The following is a 22,912-nucleotide window of genomic DNA, read 5'->3' as shown; positions in this document are numbered from 1 at the left end:
CTTCTGCTATGGGATTTTACTGGATCAACGCCTGCTTATAACTTCTTGTCAATAAGGCGGGCTAACGACTTGCCCGTCTTTGCAAACCCTTCGGCGATCCGGTCGTTCGTATTGGGTATGCCCACAAAAGCGATATCGCCAGGGGCTTTATCCGCTTCAATGGCCAAGAGTACATTATCGGGGTTGCCAGATTCGACAAAATGCAACAAGGTGCTGATTTTGGCATGCTGTTTCATCACTCCCCCGAACCAGCCCGGGTAAATCCATGTGGCCTTCACAATGAGGGTATAGGGGGTACTCCCTTCGGTAACGAAAGTGAGATTTGCCTTATCCGAATTTTCAGTGGCTATCGCCGTGAATTTTTCCAGAAAGTGTTCGTTTTTAAACGACTCCCAGTCCTTGACCCAATTGGCAGACTCGCCAGGCTCCTTCTCCTCAATCTCTTTGATCCGCCTATCGACGTATTGCTCCTCAGTGAGATGCTCGTTATAAAACGTCACTTCACTGAAATCCAATTGGGTCATAATGGTTTCCTGGCCCTCCAAGAAGCTGAAATCGCCAGAGATAACCTTCATCTTTTGTGCGAACCCGAGCGTAACAATGAGCATTGAGGTTGCTGCCGTACCGATTAATTTTTTCATGGTGCTTTGTATTTAATTTATATATTGGTGTCGCTAAGGTAATTGTTTTCCCGGACATGCCAAACTAGTTTACCCGGGTATTTAGGTGTTGCAAATACGTAAACTGATTAATTGTGAAAAGCATCCGATCCATTTTCTTCCTATTGCCACTATTTTTAACGACCATTTCAATGGGCCAGCAGCAACAGATGGCTGATTCTATCAAGACGGTCATCACGGATGTGCTTCGCGATAAGACCTTGCGCGACGCGGAATGGGCGCTCGGTCAGCAGCCCGAGACGGTCACCGCCAGTATCGCGCACCGCAGCACGGGCAGCAGGCACGACTTTTACTCCGAGGGCGACTATTGGTGGCCGGATCCCACCAATCCCGATGGGCCCTATGTCCGCCGGGATGGTGTAACCAATCCCGACAACTTCATCGACCACCGTTTGGCCCTCATCCGTTTCAGCCGGGTGGTGGGCGCGCTCGTATCTGCATGGAAACTTACCGGCGATGATATATACATCGACCATGCATTAAAGCATGTATCAGCCTGGTTTATCGATGCCGAAACACGGATGAACCCCTCGCTCCAGTATGCACAGGCGATCAAAGGGAGGGTTACGGGACGAGGTATCGGCATCATAGACACCATACACCTCATCGAAGTGGCTCAGGCACTGGGTATACTGGCTGACGCAGGAGTGCTTGCCGAAGGGATGCTCCACGATACCCGATCGTGGTTCGACGAATACCTCGCATGGCTCACTACCCATCCCTATGGCATCGATGAGATGAATGCCGAAAATAACCATGGTACCTGCTGGGTAATGCAGGTGGCGGCTTTTGCGCGCTACACCGGTAATAGCGCCCTTATTGAACAATGCATCGAACGTTATAAAACCATACTGCTCCCCCAGCAAATGGCCGACGATGGCAGCTTTCCATTGGAGATCGCGCGGACCAAACCCTACGGTTATTCACTCTTTAACCTAGATGCCATGGCGACCATCTGCCAATTGCTCTCCACACCGGCGGATAATCTGTGGGAATACACAACAACGGCAAACCGCTCCATAAAAAAAGGCATTCATTACTTATTGCCCTATGTGCAGCATAAAAGAAACTGGCCTTTCGCGCAGGATGTGATGTATTGGGATCAATGGCCCGTGGCGCAGCCATTCCTTTTTTTGGGCGCTTTGGCGTACCATGATACCGCCCTGTTGGATGCCTGGGCGGCATTGGGCCATGACCCGACCGATGGTGAGGTCATACGTAATCTTCCGCTCCGATATCCCTTGTTATGGCTATAAGCATTTTTTCCATGATATAGACAACCAATTCATTTTGACCATGCAAAAAATAAGTTATTCCATTATCGTATTCCTGGTACTGTTCAGTGGCCACATCGCAAGGGGCCAAATGCAGCTAGCCGTCCGTGGCTTCTGCATCGCGGCGCCAAGTCCCGATCGCCTGCGCGATTTCATTAAATTTATCGACGAAGAACTGGCCCCGCGTGGTGTCAATACCTTGGTATTGCGGATAGATCACAATTATGCGTTCGAGCGTCGGCCCGAACTCCGCAGCGATAATCCGCTGTCAAAGAAAGAAGTGAAGCAGTTGGTGGCGATCTGCCGGAAACACCATATACGGATCATCCCCCAGATTAACCTGCTGGGCCACCAATCGTGGGCCGGGCAATTGGGAAAATTGCTCGAGGTCTATCCACAGTTTGATGAAACACCACACGTGCGCATGCCTGAAGTATACGCATGGCCCAACTCAGATGGTTTGTATTGTAAAAGCTATTGCCCATTGCACCCCGAGGTGCACAAGGTGGTTTTCGATCTGGTGGATGAAATCTGCGACGTTTTCGAGGCCGATGCCTTTCATGCCGGTATGGACGAGGTCTTTTACATTGGCCACGACAGCTGCGCGCGCTGTGGCGGACGAGATAAGGCCGAACTGTTCGCCAATGAAGTAAACAGGATAGCCAACCACCTCGATCAACGCGATCGCCAATTATGGATTTGGGGCGACCGCCTCATCGATGGTAAGACCACCGGTATCGGTATGTGGGAGGCAAGCATGAACAGTACCCACCGCGCTGTGGACCTTGTCGATAAGAACGTGATGATCTGCGATTGGCATTACGATCAACCGGTGCAAACAGTGGTGTATTTTGCGATGAAAGGGTTTTCGGTGGTCACGTGCCCTTGGAAAAAAGGTGCGGTGGCCAGCGCGCAGTTGCAGGACATGGTTCGTTTCCAAGAACATGCTACCGATGAGGTGGCCCCGCGCTATCGGGGCATGATGCAAACCGTATGGAGTGGCGCAGGCTCCTTTCTCGATGAATTCTACGGAAAGGAACCGGCGGGTGATGAAAGCGAAGTGGCTTGTTTCAAGGCCCTGTTTGCTGAAATCGGAAGGCATTAGGCCAGCTGTTGGGCAAACGTCAGATTATGGCGCGGCCCGGCGGGGCTAACGGGAATTCCAAGATTAATCCCTAACTTTGTGGCTATGATTGAACTCCCCGTGATTCCAGCAAGTCAATTGCCGCGCAAGCCCGATTGGTTGCGCGTGAAGCTGCCGGTAGGTAAGGAATACCGGCACGTGCGTAGTTTGGTAGACGAGCATAAGCTGCATACCATATGCGAGAGCGGTAATTGCCCCAATATGGGCGAATGCTGGGGGGCAGGCACGGCTACGTTCATGATACTCGGTAATATCTGCACCCGTTCTTGCTCCTTCTGCGCCGTTGCTACAGGCCGGCCGCTGGCGGTCGATTGGGACGAGCCCAACCGGGTGGCCCAGTCGGTGAAGCTTATGGAAGTGAAGCACTGTGTCATCACGTCGGTCGATCGCGACGACCTCAAAGACGGAGGTTCTGCGGTTTGGGCCGAGACCGTAAATGCCATCCGCCGGGAAAGCCCGGACACGACACTTGAAACACTTATCCCCGATTTCAAAGGGAATTGGGAGAACCTTGATCGGGTACTGGCCGTGCGCCCGGAAGTTGTTTCACACAACTTGGAGACTGTACGTCGCCTTACGCGCGAAGTGCGTATCCAAGCCAAGTACGACCGCAGCCTCGAATGCCTGCGTCGCATTTCCGCCGCGGGGTTGCGTACCAAGTCGGGCATCATGCTTGGCTTCGGTGAAACCGAGGCGGATGTCATTGAAGCGATGACCGACTTATATGAGGCCGGTGTACATATCCTTACGCTCGGACAGTACCTGCAGCCCACCAAGGCGCACCATCCGGTGGTGGAATGGATTACGCCCGAACAATTCAAGTACTACCAGGAAGTGGGATTGCGTATGGGCTTCAAATATGTAGAGAGCGGTCCGCTGGTGCGGTCGTCATACCACGCCGAAAAGCATCTGTTTGATATGCAGTGAAACTGCCGCCGCAAACCATCGAGGAGCATGGAAGAAGTTTTCGTACAGACACCACTTGGAATCACCGCTATCAAGGGCGATGAGGATGGGATCGTTGCGGTTTCCGTGCTGAAGGACGATACAATAAAGCCATCCCAACATATCCCCGGTGCATTGACGGATGCCGTCCGCCAACTCGAAGCGTATTTCACCGGAACCCGGCAAACATTCCAGCTCCAGCTCAACCTGAAAGGAACGGATTTCCAAAAAAGCGTTTGGTTGGAGCTCCTCAAGATACCTTACGGGAAAACAATATCCTACCTAGAGCTATCACGGCGCCTTGGTGATGTTAAAGCGATACGGGCGGCGGCTGCCGCCAACGGACAGAACCCCCTCTGGATCGTTGTGCCCTGCCACCGCGTGATCGGTAGCGATGGGTCGCTCACCGGATACGCCGGCGGCCTATGGCGCAAAAAATGGCTGCTGGAGCATGAGAACCCCTATAAGCAACAAACGTTATTTTAATAACCCGTGACCTTTTTCCGGCGATCTGAAGAAAAGAATAAAATTGCCTTAAAATGTTAGGAATCCTAACTATATTTGTTACGGTAATAATGCCACCAACTGTTTTAAACTTATTGACATGAGTAAATCAATTTTTTATCATGCAGGATGTCCGGTATGCCTAAGTGCTGAGCATGACATCATCGATCTTATCGGGGCCCCCAATGTGGAAGTGGTGCATATCGGTGAAGACAGGTCCCGCATTGCGGAGGCGGAGCATGCAGGGGTGAAATCAGTGCCTGCGCTGGTAACGCCCGGTGGGAATGTATTGCATATCAACTTTGGGGCCTCTATGGCAGATGTAAAGGGTTAAAATTTGCCCCGCAGCGTTAGGATTTCTATCTTTGCGGGGCAATTGCATACCTTGTATCCAGATGAGTATATCGCCTTTTGACCTTTCGAACCAGAACAGCGGTGTCGAGGGTAAGATTATCGCCGCTTTGGAAAGGGTTTCACAAGCTTTCCGTGTTTTGCTTTGGAATGAAAGCAAGGAGCTTTCACTAAGCCCAATACAGGTTCAGGTCTTGATATTCTTATTGCACCACAGCGATGAGAAAAGAAAGATAAGCTACTTGGCCAACGAATTTAACATGACTAAAGCGACGATCAGCGATGCTGTGAAAGCACTTGATCAAAAGGGACTGATCACCAAAACCCATGAGCCGAACGATACCCGGAGTTACACCATCGGACTATCGTCTAAAGGGATGGAAGTTGCCCGTAAGACGGCGACATTTACCACTGAGATCCAAACCCCCATTGACGCGTTGCGTCCGCACGACAAAGAAAATCTGCTATTGAGCTTAATCGGTATCATCCATCATCTCAACCAAACGGGCATAATCACCATACAACGGATGTGTTTAACCTGCGCCCACTATCGTCCCCATCAAGGGGATGCCAAGCACTACTGCCAGCTACTGAACAGGAAACTGGTAGATAGTGAACTACGGATAGACTGCCCGGATCACGTGGTTATTTGAGCTGCCTAACCATGGGCTTTTGGTGGCGTTAGCATACCGCAGTATACACTGTCGGAAATACTATCGGACAGCGTGTCGAAAAACGATGCATACACATGTACGGGCTTTTCCATCGCGTGCAATTGATTTATTTCCAGGGTTTCCGGTCCATCCCTTCGTTCAGCGCCACTCTGCCTGAAATAGCGAAATAGGTCACCGTCACATTGCAACACACTATGAGCCTATCACTACCCCAAGCACGCCCCGGGTGCTCCGCGAAATCAGTACTTTCTCCGGATGGACAAATGTCCCACCCGGCTTCCGTAGGTTAAAAAGTTAACCCCTTATATAATACCTGTTATATCTTTGTTTAAACCCTATTAAATGGGTGTATTCCAAATTGTCGCCTACATAGATTGGTTTCATTGCTTATATGCAGCAGACACCATCCACTGGGTAGCAACAAAGTCATGTTATTGGGTTGCTGAGCGGACAAAATTTAATCGAACTCAAGTTAGGAGTACGCGGGCAGATGTTTATGGTACGCCGAAACATTTTGATTCCGCGGCATATGTATGATGTTCCTACTCACAACAAGTATGTCCGAGTGGATAACAACTTTCATGTGGCGCGCTTTAAACCTCAAACGCGGCGGGATAAGTTTGTTGTGCCGAGCTAGATGCATTTTGTGCCGCATAACAATTATGTTGTTGTTCACAACAGTTTAAAAGTACGCCGGAAGAAGCATGTTGTGCGGCATAAGAATGATGTTCCGGCGCATAAGAAAGATGTTCCGCGGCATAACATGTATGTTTCTAGTCAGAACTGTTTTCATGTGCCGCACTTGAAGGTTCATGTGCTCCGGAACAAACTTATAGCGACGCGGTACAAGTATATTCTGCCGCATAAGCATGATAAAGCGCGGCGGTTTAATAATGAACCGCTGCGCATGAGGTTGCGTTTCGTGTACAAGAAAGCTCTTCGTGTCTATTCCTCGTGTCACTTTTGGGGGCCTTGAGTTACTATCGGTTATTTTTTTGCGGGCCGATGCCGATGAGGACATCGAACAGCGACCTGCAACTAGGGATAGGTTCCGGTTGTAATACTCAATTACATGGTTTACGGCAGTCTGTTTGCGACCTGATTTCATTAATTTGTTTTGAATTGCACCCCTATTAAATTTGACAAACGATTATTCCATTCTTTATTTGTAGTTTTGGACAACACGATTTGGCCAGGGAAGTCGCGCATGCAATTAGCGGTAGATGTCAAGTAAAATCATCATTGCCGGTGGCACAGGAGCTTTGGGAACGTTGCTATCTAAGGCGTATAGCGAACTAGGTTGGGAGGTTGTGGTGCTGGGCCGCTCGGAATCCCCAATGTTGCGAAAAGCGAGGTATATCCGGTGGGATGGCCGTAGCCTAGGCGATTGGGCGGGAGAACTGGATAGTGCAACGGCCATACTGAACTTAGCGGGCCGACCGGTTGATACGCGATTTACAGCCAAGAACAAGCGGGAAATATTGCAGTCAAGGGTACTGACAACAACGGTGATCGGCGAGGCTATTGCCCGCTGCCCGACCCCGCCCGAGGTGTGGATAAACGCCGGTGGGATTTCGATTTTCGAACCGTCCTCGGTGTTGATTAACGAAAACGACGTGCCCGATGGCATGGGATTCCTCGCATGGGTTTCCCGGCAATGGGAAGCATCTTTCGCCGATGCGGATACCCCGACTACAAGAAAGGTACAACTTCGGATGGGTTCCGTGCTGCTGTCGAAAGGGGGAATGCTCGCCCCACTGGTTAAGTTAGCGAAGCTGGGTTTGGGAGGGACCGTCGGGCCGGGGAACCAGTATGTGTCGTGGATACATGAGGGCGACTTCGTGAAGTTGATCGATTGGTTAGTCGCCCGGAAATCAATAATGGGCGTTATACATGCCTGCAGTCCGAACCCGGTAAAGAACGAAACCTTTATGCGTGCCTTGCGAAAAAGAATAAATGCTCCTATTGGTTTGCCAACCCCAACTTGGATGGTAAGATGGGGTGCCCGGCTCATCGGCACAGAACCCCAATTGGCGTTGGATGGGCATCGTGTTACATCTAAGGTCCTGCGTGATGCAGGGTTCCAGTTTGATTATCCAGATGTAGGGCATGCCCTCGATAATTTAATGTTATAATTGTAACCTGATGGACGATGCCGGAAAATACGACGCTGTGGTTGTCGGCTCCGGCCCCAATGGGCTGGCAGCTGCCATCACCCTACAGCAAGTGGGGGTGCGGGTGTTGTTGCTCGAAGCGAAGGGGACCGTCGGTGGTGGGATGCGCACGGCAGAACTGACGCTTCCTGGTTTCCACCATGACGTATGTTCGGCCGTCCACCCCATGGGGGTGGCATCCCCGTTCTTACGGTCGCTGCCCTTGCGCGAATTCGGGCTCGAATACATCCATCCAGAAGTGCTGACTGCCCATCCATTTGATGATGGCACGGCGGCCGTGTTATACCGCTCATTAGACCGGACGGCATCGGAGTTGGGTACCGATGGGTGCGCGTACCGGGCATTATTGAGGCCGTTGGTTGAAAATTGGCCCCAGATCGATAGCCACATCCTGGGGCCGATGCTGAAAATACCTGAACATCCCTTCGCTTTAGCTGCCTTTGGGTTGAAATCGCTCCAATCGGGAAGACAGGCAGCAGCACGTTTTCACACCCGCGAAGCGAGAGGCCTGTGGGCCGGCATCACGGCCCATAGCATGATCCCATTGGAAAACCTCACATCCTCCGCCATTGCCTTTGTGCTCACCATCGCAGGGCATCGTGGTGGCTGGCCAATACCGAAAGGGGGCTCACAGTCCATCGCCGATGCCATGGCACGCTACTTCCAATCACTCGGAGGCACGATCCGAACCGATATGGAGGTCAAAACGTTGGGTGATTTACCCAATGCAAGAGCGGTCCTGTTCGACACTTCGCCCCAGCAGCTCCTGCAAATCTGCGGCGATGAGCTATCCGCCCTTTACCGATGGCAGTTGAAACGCCATCGATATGGTATGGGAGTATTCAAAGTGGATTGGGCATTAAGTGAGCCCGCCCCCTTTCTGGCTGAAGCGGCAAGGAAAGCCGGAACCGTGCATTTGGGCGGTACGTTCAATGAAATCGCCGATGGCGAGCGTCGGGTCTGGAGAGGTGGCCACCCGGAGAAACCCTTCGTATTGTTTGCGCAGCAGAGCATATTCGATGTGTCGCGGGCACCCGCGGGCCAACACACGGGTTGGGCCTACTGCCATGTGCCGAACGGCTCATCCGAAAACATGTCCGAAGCAATTACCGATCAGGTAGAGCGTTTCGCACCGGGGTTCCGCGATACCATACGGGCTGTGCATACCTTCAACACCGCCGACATGGAGGGATACAATGCCAATTATATCGGGGGCGATATTAATGGCGGGGTGGTGAACATCGCACAATTGTTCAATCGCCCTGCACTTCGGCCCTCTCCATATCGTACTTCCGCGAAAGGTTTATATATTTGTTCGGCATCTACGCCACCGGGTGGGGGGGTACATGGTATGTGCGGCCACTACGCGGCCAGGCAGGCGCTAACAGATATTTTTTAAGCTAACTATTATGTAATCATCACGTATAAAGCTCACGGAAGATTGTTAAAACGATACAGGATTTATGGTTCGCGCAGTTTTTCAACATTTTGATTACGCTGGCCGTTGCTTGGTGGTTGTTTGGTTAGGAGGATAGATGAACAACATATTACTTGGGCACATCCGCCGTTATACCTCACTTAGCGAGGCAGAATGCAGTAAGTTGGTAGATTATTTTGTCTACCGGCACTTGCAGAAGAAAGAATGGGCGATGCATGCAAATGAACGTTGCAACTTCCTCTATTTTGTTGCCCGGGGATGTATGCGTGGGTATTTCGTAGACGAGGCCGGTGTGGAAAAAACCACACAGCTCGCCATCGAGGGGTGGTGGATTACGGACTTTCAGGCATTTTCGCAACGGCGCACCACTGATTGTTCCTACCAAGCAGTAGAGCCCTGCGATGTTTTTTGCATCAGTGAAGCCGATTATCAACGCCTGCTTGTTGCTGTTCCCGCCATGGAACGCTACTTCCGATTGATGTACGAAATCGGCTATGGGGCAAGCCTAAATCGGGTCAAATACCTTTTTGCGTACTCAAAGAAAGAAATCTTTCTCCATTTCCGCGAGCAATACCCTGATTTTGTCAATCGGGTACCCCAGTATATATTGGCCACTTTTTTGGGGCTTACCCCTGAATACGTAAGCAAACTGCGGGCAGAGCGAATTTCTTGAACGGGTTCAAGTTTTTTCCGGTAGCCGCGGGATACCTTTGTGTCGTAACAAAAATTAATTCAATCATGGAAAAACGCATCAACATTGAGCACACAGAACCGAAAGGCTACCAAGCGGTTTTTGCTTTGGAAAAATACCTGGCTCAATCGCAGCTTACCCCAGCGCATAAGGAATTGATCAAGATCCGAGTATCCCAGATCAACGGATGTGCTTTCTGTATCGATATGCATACCAAGGATGCCCTGAAAAATGGCGAGACCACACAGCGTATCTTCTTGTTGAATGCCTGGCGCGAAACCGACCTGTTCACCGAAGAAGAGCGCATCCTATTGCAGGTAACCGAAGAAGTGACCTTAATCAGCCAGCAGGGACTGACAACCGCTACCTATGAGGCGGCATTGAAAGCCTTCGGCGAAAATTACTTGGCGCAGATCATTATGGCCGTCGCAACCATCAACGTATGGAATCGTATTGCAATCAGTACACATTTGCCCATACCCAGCTAGCACTTGCTTCCATCGGCGTCTTTTTACGCGGTTCCGGTCTACAGATGTCTGTCGGTATCGGTTTGAAGTCCGGTTGTCTGCGATATCGCAGACAACCGGACGTTATGTGCCTACTTAACCAGCGGGTTTAGTCGTCCCAGCCCGTGTTTTGGGTTAGCGATGTATTCCGCTCGCGCTCTACCTGAGGAATCGGCCAAATGTACAATTGATCGCCACCCCATGTATAAGGCGAATTAATAGTTCCCCAAACCTCCTTTATGCCGCTTCCTTCCTGGAAAGAAGTTTCTTTCAATGTCTTCCAGCGCAGCTCATCAAAATAAATGACACCTTCGGCAATCAATTCACGTCTCCGTTCGTCGCGGATTTCCTTCCTGAGGTCATCCGTGCTTATTCCCAGGGGTATATTCCCTACACCAGCCCGCGCTCTTACTTCATTCACTTTCAACACGGCTTCACTTGTCTTTTGCGACTCATTTAACGCTTCGGCCCACAACAAAAGGATATCCGCATAGCGCATCACGATGTAGTCATAACCACCTGCCTGCCTGTTTGGAATACCCGGGTTGGCGCCTTCATACACAAACTTGCGGGGGTAGTAGTAAAAGCGGGGCACGATATCCGTACGTAAATCAAATACGCCTCCGAATTCCTGGCGGTAGGGCCACCTGGAAGTGAAAAGTTGATCTGCCGACCCATTAGCTCCAAGAAAAGTCGAATAGGGTAGGATAACGGTGCTTGCTAAACGTGGGTCTCGGTCGGCATAAGCTGCGGTCACACGTTCTTCGTTACCATCTGGAAGATACAATGACATGTCCAATCCTTTATCGGCCATATTCTGTATTTCCTCTGCCGTCAAGTTGTTACGCAGAAAGAATACTTCTCGCATTTTCGGCTCCATTTCGTTGTATCCCGGTATATAGTCGTCCCAGTTGAATGGCGTTCCGTCTTTCCTTTGATATCTATCTATCATTTCCGGACTTATCAGGTAGGTATTCCAGTTTGAACCAAAAGCCGACCTACTTCCGAATCTAAATTGATAATCTGACCCATAACCAGATAGCGGCATGTTTTGAATGCTAAAGATAATTTCGGGGCTTTGTTCATTGTCTCCTTTGAACAAATCTGCATAGTTGTTAAATAGCGTATGCCCCAAGTTTTTGACTTCTTCGAAGTCAGCAATGGCTTTTGCCCATTCCTGAGTATACATATACACCTTGCCCCGAAGCGCGTAAGCGGCCGATTTAGTTGCCCTTCCAAAATTTCCATCTCCTTTCTGATAACGATCTGGCAACTGGGTCTCATTTATACAGGCCGTAAGGTCTGATATAATCAGATCCCAAACCTCCTGCTCCGTGCTCCTCGGTTTGTCCACTTTATCCCACGTGATAGGCTCGGTATAAATAGGTACCCCCCTATAAAGCTGGTTTAGACGGTAATAATAGAACGCCCTCAAGAATTTCACTTCCGCTAGCAGACGGGCTTTTTTGTCTTCCGCAACAGGCGATATTTCCGTTATTCCGTAAATGGCGTTATTTGCACGCTGAATGCCCTCATAGAGATTTTGCCAAGTTGATGAAAAAATACCGGACGATGAGGTTGCGGTACCGTTCATCAAGGTCGAATTATCCCTACCCTGCATGGTTACGTACGAATCGTACACAAATAGGTCTTGCCCAAGGCGCAATGCCTGGTAAACGCCATTCACACCTTGGTCAGTGAGGTTTTCGGTCAACCACATGTTGTTGGTCAATACCTGGGTTTTCGGTGTAGTGTCCAACAATCCTTTTTCGCACGACGAAAACAGTATCGCGCCGCCGAAAAGAATGCCTGATATTGCCCTGCCGCCCCAAAAACAATATTTTCTTTTGTTATTAGTTGTCATGATCTATTTCTTTTTAGAACCCAATATTCAATCCGAACGCGTATTGCCTCATCGTCGGATATTCTGCTCCCGCGCCGACCTCCGGATCTAAGCCTGGGAAATCCGTGAACATCAACAGGTTTTCGCCGGAGAAAAACACCCGTAAATTCCTTACTTTGAACCGCTCCGTTATTTTTTTGCTTAAGGTATATCCTATTTGTAAATTTCTAAGCTTAAGGTAATTGGCTTTATATAGCCAATAATTACTAGCTTGGTTGTTGATGTTTTCTGCCGATGTTCCATACTTTAGCCTTGGGAAATATCCATTGACATTTGTCCTTGGGTCTCCGGGGTTTTCAGGGTTATAGAAGTAGTGATTATCGGCAATTCGGGTCGTTACCTGATTCCCTAAAATTAATACATTGCTGTTATAGCCATGGTCTGTCCAATAGTATTGTGCACCTGCTTCCCCCGCCCAGATCATAGACAAATCCAGGCCCCGGTACGAGAATCCCAGATTGAAACCGTAAATATATTTCGGACTGGTAGACGTGCCGGTGAAATGCTGGTCAGCACTGTTTCCGTATATGCCATCGCCATTCAGGTCGGCATAGATTAAATCTCCATAATACATCCGCGTGGTTCCGTAGCTATCGCCGATTTGCTGCGAAGAGTTCAAGAAGGAATATCCCGCGTCTTTCATGGCTTTTGCCCATGCGTAGTCTTCCTCTGTACGAATCATCCCGCTTGAAGGCCCGCCGTTGATATTTACCGACCCATCACTATTGAAATAACTGCCATCTCCGCGATATACCTGGCGAAGGTAGAATTCATTATACTGATAGCCTTCCAAGGTACGGTTTAACCCGCCGGCAGATACGTCACCTAAATTAGTCTGCCAAACTTGGCTGCCCGCACCGTCATCGACCATACCTTGAACCAATTTACCTTCGAATTTTGTGACCTGGTTCTTGTTATAGGCGAAATTACCTCCGATATTGTAGCGAAAGTCTCCGATATGGTCTGTCCAATTCAGGGTAAGCTCTACACCATTGTTGCGCATGGATGCTTGGTTGTAAAAAGGAGGGCTGGCTGTACCCGCCGTAATGGGCATTTGCGCTGTACGGATAATATCGGTTGTTTTGCGATCATATATGTTCAGTTCGAAAAACGCACGACGATCCAACGTAGAAAACTCAAGCCCAAGCTCTCTATTTTCAGACTCTTCCCATTGCAGTAAATTATTTCCAAACCGCGACATTCTCAAGCCGCTGGCCTGTGCACCATTGAACGAATAACCGGCCTGGCTAAATACACCATGCCAGCCGTAAACATTGAGGTCGTCACCGCCATCGTTCCCTAACCGTCCCCAAGACCCACGGATTTTAATGTCTTGTATATACGGGTTTACGGATTCCATGAACGATTCTCTGGACAACACATACCCTAAGGAAACAGAGGGGAATGTTCCATACTTCCGCCCGAGCCCGAACTTAGACGATCCATCTCTGCGAATACTGAACTCTGCTAGGTATTTAGCATCATAATCATAGCTTACCCGGCCGAAAAAAGAACGCATGGCGTTATCAGATTCTCCTCCCCCGATGCTGTTCATTTCCGTTCCGGTACCAATATTGGTAATGGTGGGGTCTATCAGGCCCTTTCTCGATGCACTAAAACCCGAATCGTTATAGTAAAACTCGTTATGGCCTACTAACGCACTAATTGAATGTTTGTCTATCGTTGTTATATATCGCAATACATTATCGAATGATTTCCGATAAATTTTGTTGTAAGATTGGCCGGTTGTCAACTGCGCTAAATTGACAGGGGATGATATGATTTCCATAGTGGAAAAATCATAACGGGGCGATGGATCGGACCAACTTTTCACTTCATCAAAGCGGTTCTGATAGTTGAATTTGGTCTCAAACGTCAATCCTTTCCACAGTTTGACCTTCGCGAAAAAAGTGGCGTTCAGTCGGGTCCGTTCATTGCTTCCCTTATTATCGTACAAATACAGCAGCAGGTTATTCAACTGCGAGGATTCACCGGAACTTATCACCGCACCACCGAATTTCCCCTCGTACATCGGGTAAATGCCCGGCGTGGTCTGCCGTAAATAGTTATATAGGTTGCCATCCGACGCCATGGAGCGATGCTCATTGATAACAAATGTTTGCGTACCTACCGTCAAAAAATCAGTAATATCCATTTCTAGATTTACGCGCCCATCGTAACGTTTCATCCCGGTATTGTGCATAATCCCCGGGTTATCTTGCAATCTTCCCGATAGGTTATACCTTATCTTTTCACTTCCCCCCAATACACTGATATTGTGATTCTGAAGGTAGCCGTTGTCATAAATCCAGTCCCCCCAGTCCGTATTGGGATAGGCTACGTAATTAGGCACACCCGATGCTGCTATCCCGTTCGGATCGGCGTTTGCCGCTTCCCATACATCCATCGCGCTTTGGGTATATGGACCCGTATTTCCAATGTTTTCAGCTGCCTCCTGAAACAAATTCATATGTGTCAGATAATCGCTTAAAAATACGGGCTTAACACTCGGGGTCGTCCGGGATAACAACCCCGAATACGAAATCTGGGGAGCTTGCCCTGTTTTTCTTTTTTTAGTGGTAATCAATATGACACCGTTCGCCGCCCGCGCTCCATATATCGCGGCAGACGAAGCATCTTTCAAAACCGATATGGTTTCGATATCTTCTGGATTAACGGCGTCCATCACCCCTTGGATGCCGTCAATGATCACCAAGGCACTGTTATTATTCATTGTTCCGACGCCACGTACACGGATAGTCGCGCCGTCGCTTCCTGGTTTACCGTTGCCGACTTTGACTTGAACACCGGCAGCCAGACCTGATAGCGCCGCAGAGACATTGGTTACTGCCCTGTTTTCCAGCTGTTTGGCATCAACTGTGGAAACAGACCCCAATAATTTGGATTTCGCTTGCGTACCGTAGCCAACGACCACCACTTCATCAAGCACCGCTTCCGAACTTTCCAACGTGATATCGATGGAACGGCGCCCGTCCACGGCTATCTCCTGCTCGACATAGCCGACGTAGGAAATCACAAGCGTGGCATTCGATGGTATCGAAAGGCTGAACTGCCCCGATTCATCGGTAGAGGTGGAGGCTATTCCCCCTTTTTCTTTGATCGTCGCTCCCGAAATAGCCACTCCCTGACCATTGGAAACTTTCCCCGAAAGGGGAATCTGCTGTTGGGCTATACCAAGCTGCACGATGCCGAATAGGCATATTAGGAACAGCCCAATCCTGTAAAACTTCATCATATTCTTGAATTTAGTTTATAAATGAAAATGATTATTGCACAATCTCAAAAGTGGTGCGGAACGATATTTCGGGAGGGGGTATTTCTTAAAAAATGAGGGGTAAAATCGTGAATGTGCCGGCTTGCGGTGCGTACGGTATTGAGTAATAGTTGTTTGTGTGCGGCAAAAAAAAGCGCTATATTCGTTGCGGGAAAGATACTTCTATGATCGGTAGCTAATCCAGAATCGAACCTCGATGCCGGCGTTCACACATATCAAGCTTTGGGGCACTTTTCTATTGTTATTACAAATACAGTTCGTTTGTAGCCAGGCCTTCCATTTTTCGCCACTCAGTCAGGAAAGCGGCCTGGATCGGCAAGCGATATTATCAATTGCCCAAGACCGACAGGGTAGGCTTTGGTTTGGTGGGCAAAGCAATATCTTTGTCTATGATTCGCAACATATCACCAATCTTGTCTCCGTAGATACGGCTTTCAAGCACATCGGTTACATCACCAAAATTGGTGTTAACGCACAAAACCATCTCCTAATCGCCTCATCAACGTCCTTTCGTATCTACGACATCGATCGTCGGCAGACGGTCACTGCAAGCTTGGCGCCCGGCCTTACCGTGTTAGATATCGGCATCATTGACGAACAAACCTTTCTCTGCACAACAGATGGCTTGTACAGGCTCGATTTCCATCACGGCAACTACGAACTCCAGGCACTGATTGCCGAAAAGGATGTGCAGACCATTAGTTCCCTTGGCAAAAACCGTTATGCAATTGCAGGTCAAGCGGGCGTCGAGACTTTTACCCTTACGGGAAATGCGGTATCGGGCCTCACCAATATCCGGATTCCCGTATCATCAGTAGCCCCGCGGGTTTTCCCGAGTATGTTTTCCGAAAGGGACACGTTATGGGTGGCATCCAAATTTGGGGGGCTTTTCCGCTACGATTTGACCACAAAGCGGTGGGTTAATTTTAACGAGGATAATAGTAATATCCTAAGCAATAATATCAGGGAGGTTATCCGGGATGGTGCAGGGAACCTCCTCGTAGGGACCTTAAAGGGGTTGTCGGTTATCCATCCCCCGTCGGCCCCCCACCGGTTTATCAACCATAGGCACAATGGCCGCACTAGAAACTCGCTCAGCCAAAACTCCATTTATGATCTCTTTATAGACCGTCAACACATTGTCTGGGTTGGCACCTATTACGGCGGAATCAACGCCATTTATCCCAACACGACGAAACTAACGGTATACTCCACCACTTCCAATCCTACGCAACGGCTCAACAGCGATATTGTGAGCAGTTTTGCCGAATCAGAATACGGCTATTGGATTGGAACCGAAGAAGAAGGTATTAATTTCTTGGATAAGAATGGATTGAAAACAACGGCGTTTTCCAATTTTACCTCCTCCGATCTCATTAAAGACCTGTACATTCGGGGCGGGAAGCTGTATGCCGCCCAGTATGCAGGGGGGTATTCGGTTATCGATATTGTGCAACGGAAAAGCACGCATTTCAGACTGCACCCGGACCTCTTCCATCCCCGGAACAATATATACAGCATCTATATAGATTCGCAAAAAAACACCTGGCTGGGAACGAACGTAGGCCTATACAAGGTCGACGAACAGGGCCCCAGGTATATTCCACAAACCGGGGAAAATGTCATAACGGATATCCAAGCGGACCAAAAGGGGACGATATATGTCATGGCACAAGCCAAGCTTTACAAGAAGAGCATGGAGGACCCCCGTTTCCATATCATCAGCGGCATGGAGCAGCTGGAGATCGACGGTTTTTATATCGATAAAGAAAACAATGTTTGGGTAACCCATGCGGAGGCCATCCACAGATTATCACCGCAGGGCTCGCTGCAACAGGTAGCCCGCTTCCGGGGGAACCATCTTGGATGGCCCATATACATAAACAACAAGTTATGGATAACCAGCAAAGACGGCCTAGTGTTTTTCGATAACGAAACGGGCTATACGAATGTGTTGACCCGGCATGATGGACTTCCTGTCGGGAACCTGCAAAATGCGAAATTATACATTAGCGGAGATAAGGCTCTATTCGTCGCGACATTGAATGGTTTGGTATCCATCAATCTCGACCAAGTGCGATTCAATACCGTGGCGCCCACTGTCATTCTCCACGATATTTGGATTGACGACGAAATGGCCGTTCCTTTTCAACGGCTAACCCGCGAAGGGGACAGCAGTTACGGACTCGTCCTGCAGCATGACGAAAACTTCATTACCGTTGGTTTTTCAAGCTCGAACTTTATCAAGCCGCTCAAAAACCGATATCGCTATAAACTGGAAGGTTTTGATAAGGGTTGGATTGAAAGCAATACACCGCATATCCGCTATACCAATATTCCCGAAGGCGACCATTCATTGTTGATCTATGCCAGCAATAACGACATGGTGTGGGCCGAGACCCCGCTGCAAATTCACATCAAGGTCTTGCCACCCCTCTGGCAGACGTGGTGGGCCTATACCCTATATGCCCTGCTTTTTGCCGCCATTGCATACCTCGTCGTCAAGTTTATCGTCGAGCGGGAGATTCTCATCAATGCGGAAAAGGAACATGGGAAAAAAATAAAATTTTTCACCGCTATCTCTCACGAGATACGCACTCCCCTTACCCTTATAACGACACCACTTGACGAAATCATTACAGAGACCGCCAACGAGCCCAAGACGCAATTAAAATTAAAAAGGGTAAAGAAAAATGCAGCCAAATTACTCCATATTGTTAATGAGCTGTTGGATTTCAGGCGATTTGATAGTAAACACCAACGATTAAAAAAATCGGACATCGCCTTACGTGAATACATCGAAGACAATTTCTACCTCCTCCACGATCTGGCCCAGGCAAAAGAAATCAACTATTACATTAGGCGAATTGACAAAGTAGGGCTGTTCCCTCTCGATCCGTTTCAGTTTGACAAGGTGCTTTTCAATCTATTGTCAAATGCGATTAAGTACACGCCCCAAGGCGGTACGGTTTACCTCGACCTGGTGGATGGCGACGATGCCATCGAGATTAGCATTGCCGATAATGGTGCCCCTATCGCGGAGAGCAACCGATTCAAGATTTTCGAAGAGTATTATCGTGAAAATGAAACCGAAAATGTAATCGGCACAGGTATTGGTTTGGCGCTGACCAAACAAATTGTCGAACAACACGAAGGCAGCATCAGCTGCGAAACCATCATGGAAGACGGCGGAAACTGGGTTGTCTTTACAGTCACTTTAAAGAAAGACACAACATTCAGCAGCAGCGTAAAAGAAGACGAAGAACCGGAGATGCTAGCCACGGAGGCCACGGCAGTGGTGCCGTTTAGGCGCATCGACGACGAAAACCGCGATAGCATCCTGGTCGCTGATGATAATAAAGAGCTTCTTCAACTTGTTGTTAGCATTTTCGAGGAGAACTATACGGTATTCACCGCTGGCAATGGGGAAGAAGCACTGCGGATGGCCGGGACCCACCTGCCGGATCTGATTATCGCTGATGTGATGATGCCCAAAATGAATGGCATCGAACTATGCGGGTCCATCAAATCCAACGTCACGACGAGCCATATTCCCTTTATCCTGTTAACAGCAATCACGGACCCTTCGGTCTACGGCGAGTCGCTGCAATGCGGTGCCAACATCTACATAGCCAAACCTTTTGATCGCCACGAGCTTTACCTATCTACCTATAACCTTCTCACAGTAAGCAAAGCTAATCGCAAGGATTTCAGGCGAAACCTTGTTAGACAGGCCAACGGGGTGGATCGGGAATTCATCTGGTCGTTGGACCGACTCATCGACGACAACTTAACCCGCGATGGGTTCGATGTTGCTTTTATCGCCCGCGAAATGGGGATGAGCGCGCCCATTCTCTACAAGAAGCTGAGGGCGCTTACCGATCTGTCGCTGAACAACTACGTGAAAATACACCGCCTCACCAGAGCCAAAGAATTATTGCTCAGCACAAGCAATATAAGTGAAGTAGCTTACACTGTCGGTTTTTCCGATCGCAAGTATTTCAGCAAGGAGTTCAAAAAGCTTTTCGGCATCAACCCCTCGGAGTTTATGGATAGCAAGGAAATGGAATAATGATCGTTGTTTGTTAACAACACTTGCTTTACGCCGTTTTTCTTCCTAAACCACGCACTTTTTATACCTTTTAATGTCTACTAGATTGGTATACTTTTGTTGCGTTAGCAACTAAAAGTATTTCAAATGAGATTGAGACCTCTACGTATTCATGCAAGGGCAATCAGGCGGATTGCCTTAACAAGTCTTGGAATAGCGGTGTTTACCCTGGTACAAGCCCAAGAGACGCAGCCGCTGATCAACGCTACCTTTGAAGGTGTTGTGCTGGATGCGGCTACGCGAGATCCACTCGTGGGGGCTACACTCCAGTTGGAAGGTATCACCCACACCACCAAGACCGATCGGCAAGGCCATTTCCGGTTTATTACCGGCCAGAAGTTGCCTGTTACGGTCTTTGTTTCCTATATCGGCTACGCAACGGAAGAAGTGGTGGTAACGGAAGCGAAGGTGGCCATTGAGCTGGAACGCAGTGCCACCGGACTCGGGGAAGTGGTCGTTACCTCGCGCCGCCGTAGGGAACTGCTGCAGCACGTGCCGATACCGGTATCGGTGGTGGCTGGTGCGCTCGCCGAAGAGAGCGGCGCTTTCAATGTGAACCGGCTGAAGGAGCTGGTGCCTACCGTACAGTTGTATTCTTCCAATCCGCGCAATACCGCGTTGAGCATCCGTGGCTTGGGTACCACGTTTGGGCTTACCAATGACGGTATCGACCCCGGTGTGGGCTTTTACGTGGATGGTGTTTATTATGCGCGACCAGCCGCTACTACGCTCGACTTCATCGACGTGGAGCAAATCGAGGTGTTGCGTGGCCCACAAGGTACCCTATTCGGTAAAAACACCGTGGCCGGCGCCTTTAATGTTACGACGCGCAGGCCTTCATTCACTTCCGAGGGCAGGGCTGAACTGAGTTATGGAAACTACGGATATATCCAAGCAAAGGCATCGGTGAGCGGTCCATTGAATGACCACCTGGCGGCGCGCCTGTCGTTCAGCGGCACACAACGCGACGGGATGCTCTACAATGTGGCTACCCAGCAACGGTTGAATGACCTGAATAACCTAGGGGTGCGCGGTCAGCTTCTGTATGCACCTTCCGAAAATTGGAAGGTATTGATAAGCGGCGATGCGAGTCGGCAGCGACCCACTGGATACGCCCAGGTAATTGCCGGCGTAGCACCGACTCAACGCCCGGCCTACCGGCAGTTTGCGCAAATCATTGCCGATTTGGGCTATGAGCTGCCTAGCCGGGACGCGTTCGATCGGCTGATTGACCACGATACGCCGTGGCGATCCGGCCAAGATCTAGGTGGTGTTTCGGCCAATGTGGATGTAAAAGTAGGTCCCGGTACACTGACGGCAACCACCGCTTGGCGTTACTGGAACTGGATGCCTTCAAACGACCGTGATTTCACCGGTTTACAAGGGCTGGCCCTTTCACAAGCACCCTCACGCCACGAGCAGTGGTCGCAAGAGGTGCGCTGGGCGGGCGATCTCTCGCCGAAGGTGAGTGCGGTGGTTGGCCTTTTTGCCTTCGGGCAATCGCTTCATGCCGATTCCGCGCATACCGAAGAATCGGGACGGAACCAATGGCGCTTTTCGCAGAATTCGGAGAGCGAATTGTGGCAGACACCGGGATTATTGGAAGGCTATGGTATAAAAACGTACCCCAGTTTGCAGACGTTCAGCGGGGCCGTGTTTGCACAGGTCGACTGGAAAATCACGCCAACCCTCCGCTTACTGCCCGGCATCCGGCTCAATTACGATCAAAAGGAAGTCGATTTCCGCCGCGAAACCTACGGCGGGCTGCAGACCGACGACCCGGCGTTGCTCGCCATTAAGAACACGGTATACGCAGCGCAGGCTTTCCAGGCAGATATCGACAATACCAATGTGTCGGGGCAGGTCACCCTCGCTTATGAACCTTCCGATAAGGTAAACACTTTCGCGACGTTCTCCACCGGGTATCGCCCCGTCGGGTTGAATTTAGGTGGGCTACCCCGCGAAAATGGACAAACCATGTTGGAGCTGGCCGTGATCAAGCCAGAACACGTACAGCATTATGAGGTGGGGGTGAAAGCGCAGCCTACGCGGAATGTTTCGCTGGGGTTGACCCTATTCAACACCGAAGTCAAAGACTACCAGGCCCAGGTGCAGTCGGCCGATTTATCCGTAAACCGTGGCTACCTGGCCAACGCGGAACACATTCGGGTCAATGGGATTGAGGCGGATGCCAACGCCAGGCTCGGTTCCTTTTTCTCGGTGTATGCTTCGCTGGCATATACCAATGGCAAATATGTGAAGTTTACCAACGCCCCGCCACCGCTGGAGGAAGTCGGCGGGCCTACCTTTAAAGATATTTCGGGCGGAAAGCTGCCCGGTATTTCGGAATGGGCTACGTCATTCGGTGGTGAAGCATCAACCCACACCACCCATCTATTTGGGCAGGAAGGCGAATTTATTTTTGCGCTGGATGGCTTCTACCGGTCTTCCTTCTCATCGAGCGCATCACCGTCCACCTACCTCATCGTAAATGGCTACACACTGATCAACGGGCGCGTCGGTTTCCGGACGGCGAAAGGGGTGTCACTTTTTGTGTGGGGCCGGAATGTGTTCGATACCGACTATTTCGAGCAGTTGCTACCTGCGGGGGGCAGCGCCGGCCACTATGCCGGCGTATTGGGCGATCCACGGACCTATGGCGCTACCATACGGTATGCATTTTAGTTGCCATTGATTGATGGGATCGATATCCGCACCATGTATCATAAAAATATACGCATTTGGGCACGGGAGGCGTCCTAAAAAAATACCCACTGAATTAGTAGTCTTTTTACAAAAAATAATACCTTTACTTCCCGAAGGGAGGTATGATGAGGGAACGGTGTTTTGGTGTTTAAACGGGTGACGATGGAACAGGCAATTATTCTGTTAAAAGTCAAACGCTTGCGGAAAGAGCGCGGGTTGTCGCAGGCCGGAATGGCGGATGCCTTGCATATCGCATTGAAGACCTACCAGAATATTGAAGGTGGGATCACGCGGGTCGACATCGAGCGGTTGGGGCAAATCGCCAACGTACTGGATGTAACGCTGCATGAGTTGGTGGGCGACGATAGGGCGCTACCGCTCGATGTCGAGCATTTTATGAGGGAGGAGAAGGCATTATATAATAAAATTATTCACGACAAAGAAGTGTATATTGCGCAGTTGGAAGACAGTATCCGTTTTTATCGCGAAATGCTTAAGGAAGGAAAGGCCTTTTGA

16 protein-coding genes are annotated in these 22,912 nt (G+C 49.7%); 13 read left to right on the top strand and 3 right to left on the bottom strand.

Annotated features, from left to right (window positions below; genetic code table 11):
* Nucleotides 1–35: 35 nt before the first annotated feature.
* Nucleotides 36–641, bottom strand: a complete 606-nt coding sequence (locus ACO1NT_RS01965) for a hypothetical protein (RefSeq protein ID WP_449046706.1) — start codon at nt 639–641, stop codon at nt 36–38.
* Nucleotides 642–754: 113 nt separating this feature from the next.
* Between ACO1NT_RS01965 and ACO1NT_RS01960 the strand changes: the two genes are divergently transcribed.
* The 10 genes from ACO1NT_RS01960 (at nt 755) to ACO1NT_RS01915 (ending at nt 10,363) form a co-directional block, all read left to right on the top strand.
* Nucleotides 755–1,936 carry an alginate lyase family protein gene (locus ACO1NT_RS01960; RefSeq protein WP_449046704.1) on the top strand — a complete coding sequence of 394 codons (1,182 nt, stop codon included), beginning with the start codon at nt 755–757 and terminating at the stop codon, nt 1,934–1,936.
* Nucleotides 1,937–1,976: 40 nt separating this feature from the next.
* Nucleotides 1,977–3,059 carry a family 20 glycosylhydrolase gene (locus ACO1NT_RS01955; protein WP_449046702.1) on the top strand — a complete coding sequence of 361 codons (1,083 nt, stop codon included), beginning with the start codon at nt 1,977–1,979 and terminating at the stop codon, nt 3,057–3,059.
* Nucleotides 3,060–3,143: 84 nt separating this feature from the next.
* Entirely contained in the window at nt 3,144–4,025 is an 882-nt protein-coding gene (gene lipA / locus ACO1NT_RS01950; protein ID WP_449046700.1) for a lipoyl synthase, read from the top strand.
* Between the two features lie 27 nt (nt 4,026–4,052).
* The gene (locus ACO1NT_RS01945; RefSeq protein WP_449046699.1) at nt 4,053–4,529 is read left to right on the top strand and encodes a methylated-DNA--[protein]-cysteine S-methyltransferase; all 477 of its coding nucleotides are present in this window, start codon (nt 4,053–4,055) and stop codon (nt 4,527–4,529) included.
* Between the two features lie 118 nt (nt 4,530–4,647).
* A complete protein-coding gene (locus tag ACO1NT_RS01940) occupies nt 4,648–4,881 on the top strand; it encodes a thioredoxin family protein (RefSeq protein WP_449046697.1) in 234 nt (77 codons plus the stop codon).
* Nucleotides 4,882–4,942: 61 nt separating this feature from the next.
* On the top strand, nt 4,943–5,551 hold the full coding sequence (locus ACO1NT_RS01935; protein WP_449046695.1) for a MarR family winged helix-turn-helix transcriptional regulator: 609 nt from the start codon (nt 4,943–4,945) through the stop codon (nt 5,549–5,551).
* A gap of 1,244 nt (nt 5,552–6,795) precedes the next feature.
* Nucleotides 6,796–7,707 (top strand): TIGR01777 family oxidoreductase, encoded by a 912-nt coding sequence (locus ACO1NT_RS01930; protein WP_449046693.1) that lies wholly within the window; start codon nt 6,796–6,798, stop codon nt 7,705–7,707.
* 10 nt (nt 7,708–7,717) lie between these two features.
* Nucleotides 7,718–9,145 (top strand): phytoene desaturase family protein, encoded by a 1,428-nt coding sequence (locus tag ACO1NT_RS01925; RefSeq protein ID WP_449046691.1) that lies wholly within the window; start codon nt 7,718–7,720, stop codon nt 9,143–9,145.
* Nucleotides 9,146–9,281: 136 nt separating this feature from the next.
* Nucleotides 9,282–9,857 carry a Crp/Fnr family transcriptional regulator gene (locus tag ACO1NT_RS01920; RefSeq protein ID WP_449046689.1) on the top strand — a complete coding sequence of 192 codons (576 nt, stop codon included), beginning with the start codon at nt 9,282–9,284 and terminating at the stop codon, nt 9,855–9,857.
* Between the two features lie 65 nt (nt 9,858–9,922).
* Nucleotides 9,923–10,363 carry a carboxymuconolactone decarboxylase family protein gene (locus ACO1NT_RS01915; RefSeq protein ID WP_449046687.1) on the top strand — a complete coding sequence of 147 codons (441 nt, stop codon included), beginning with the start codon at nt 9,923–9,925 and terminating at the stop codon, nt 10,361–10,363.
* A gap of 127 nt (nt 10,364–10,490) precedes the next feature.
* Here ACO1NT_RS01915 and ACO1NT_RS01910 read toward each other — a convergent pair whose 3' ends face one another.
* Nucleotides 10,491–12,245 (bottom strand): RagB/SusD family nutrient uptake outer membrane protein, encoded by a 1,755-nt coding sequence (locus ACO1NT_RS01910; RefSeq protein WP_449046685.1) that lies wholly within the window; start codon nt 12,243–12,245, stop codon nt 10,491–10,493.
* A 13-nt stretch (nt 12,246–12,258) separates the two neighbouring features.
* Nucleotides 12,259–15,540, bottom strand: coding sequence for a SusC/RagA family TonB-linked outer membrane protein (locus ACO1NT_RS01905; RefSeq protein WP_449046683.1), 3,282 nt, complete (start codon nt 15,538–15,540; stop codon nt 12,259–12,261).
* Between the two features lie 235 nt (nt 15,541–15,775).
* On the opposite strand from ACO1NT_RS01905, the gene ACO1NT_RS01900 reads away from it, so the two are divergent.
* From ACO1NT_RS01900 to ACO1NT_RS01890, 3 genes are all read left to right on the top strand, one after another.
* On the top strand, nt 15,776–19,651 hold the full coding sequence (locus tag ACO1NT_RS01900; RefSeq protein WP_449046681.1) for a response regulator: 3,876 nt from the start codon (nt 15,776–15,778) through the stop codon (nt 19,649–19,651).
* Nucleotides 19,652–19,777: 126 nt separating this feature from the next.
* Nucleotides 19,778–22,375 carry a TonB-dependent receptor gene (locus ACO1NT_RS01895; protein WP_449046679.1) on the top strand — a complete coding sequence of 866 codons (2,598 nt, stop codon included), beginning with the start codon at nt 19,778–19,780 and terminating at the stop codon, nt 22,373–22,375.
* 183 nt (nt 22,376–22,558) lie between these two features.
* A complete protein-coding gene (locus tag ACO1NT_RS01890) occupies nt 22,559–22,912 on the top strand; it encodes a helix-turn-helix domain-containing protein (protein ID WP_449046678.1) in 354 nt (117 codons plus the stop codon).

It is taken from the genome of Parapedobacter sp., assembly GCF_053550995.1.
The sequence above is the reverse complement of the archived record's forward strand: the minus strand, read 5'-3'. Positions and strand labels throughout refer to the sequence as shown.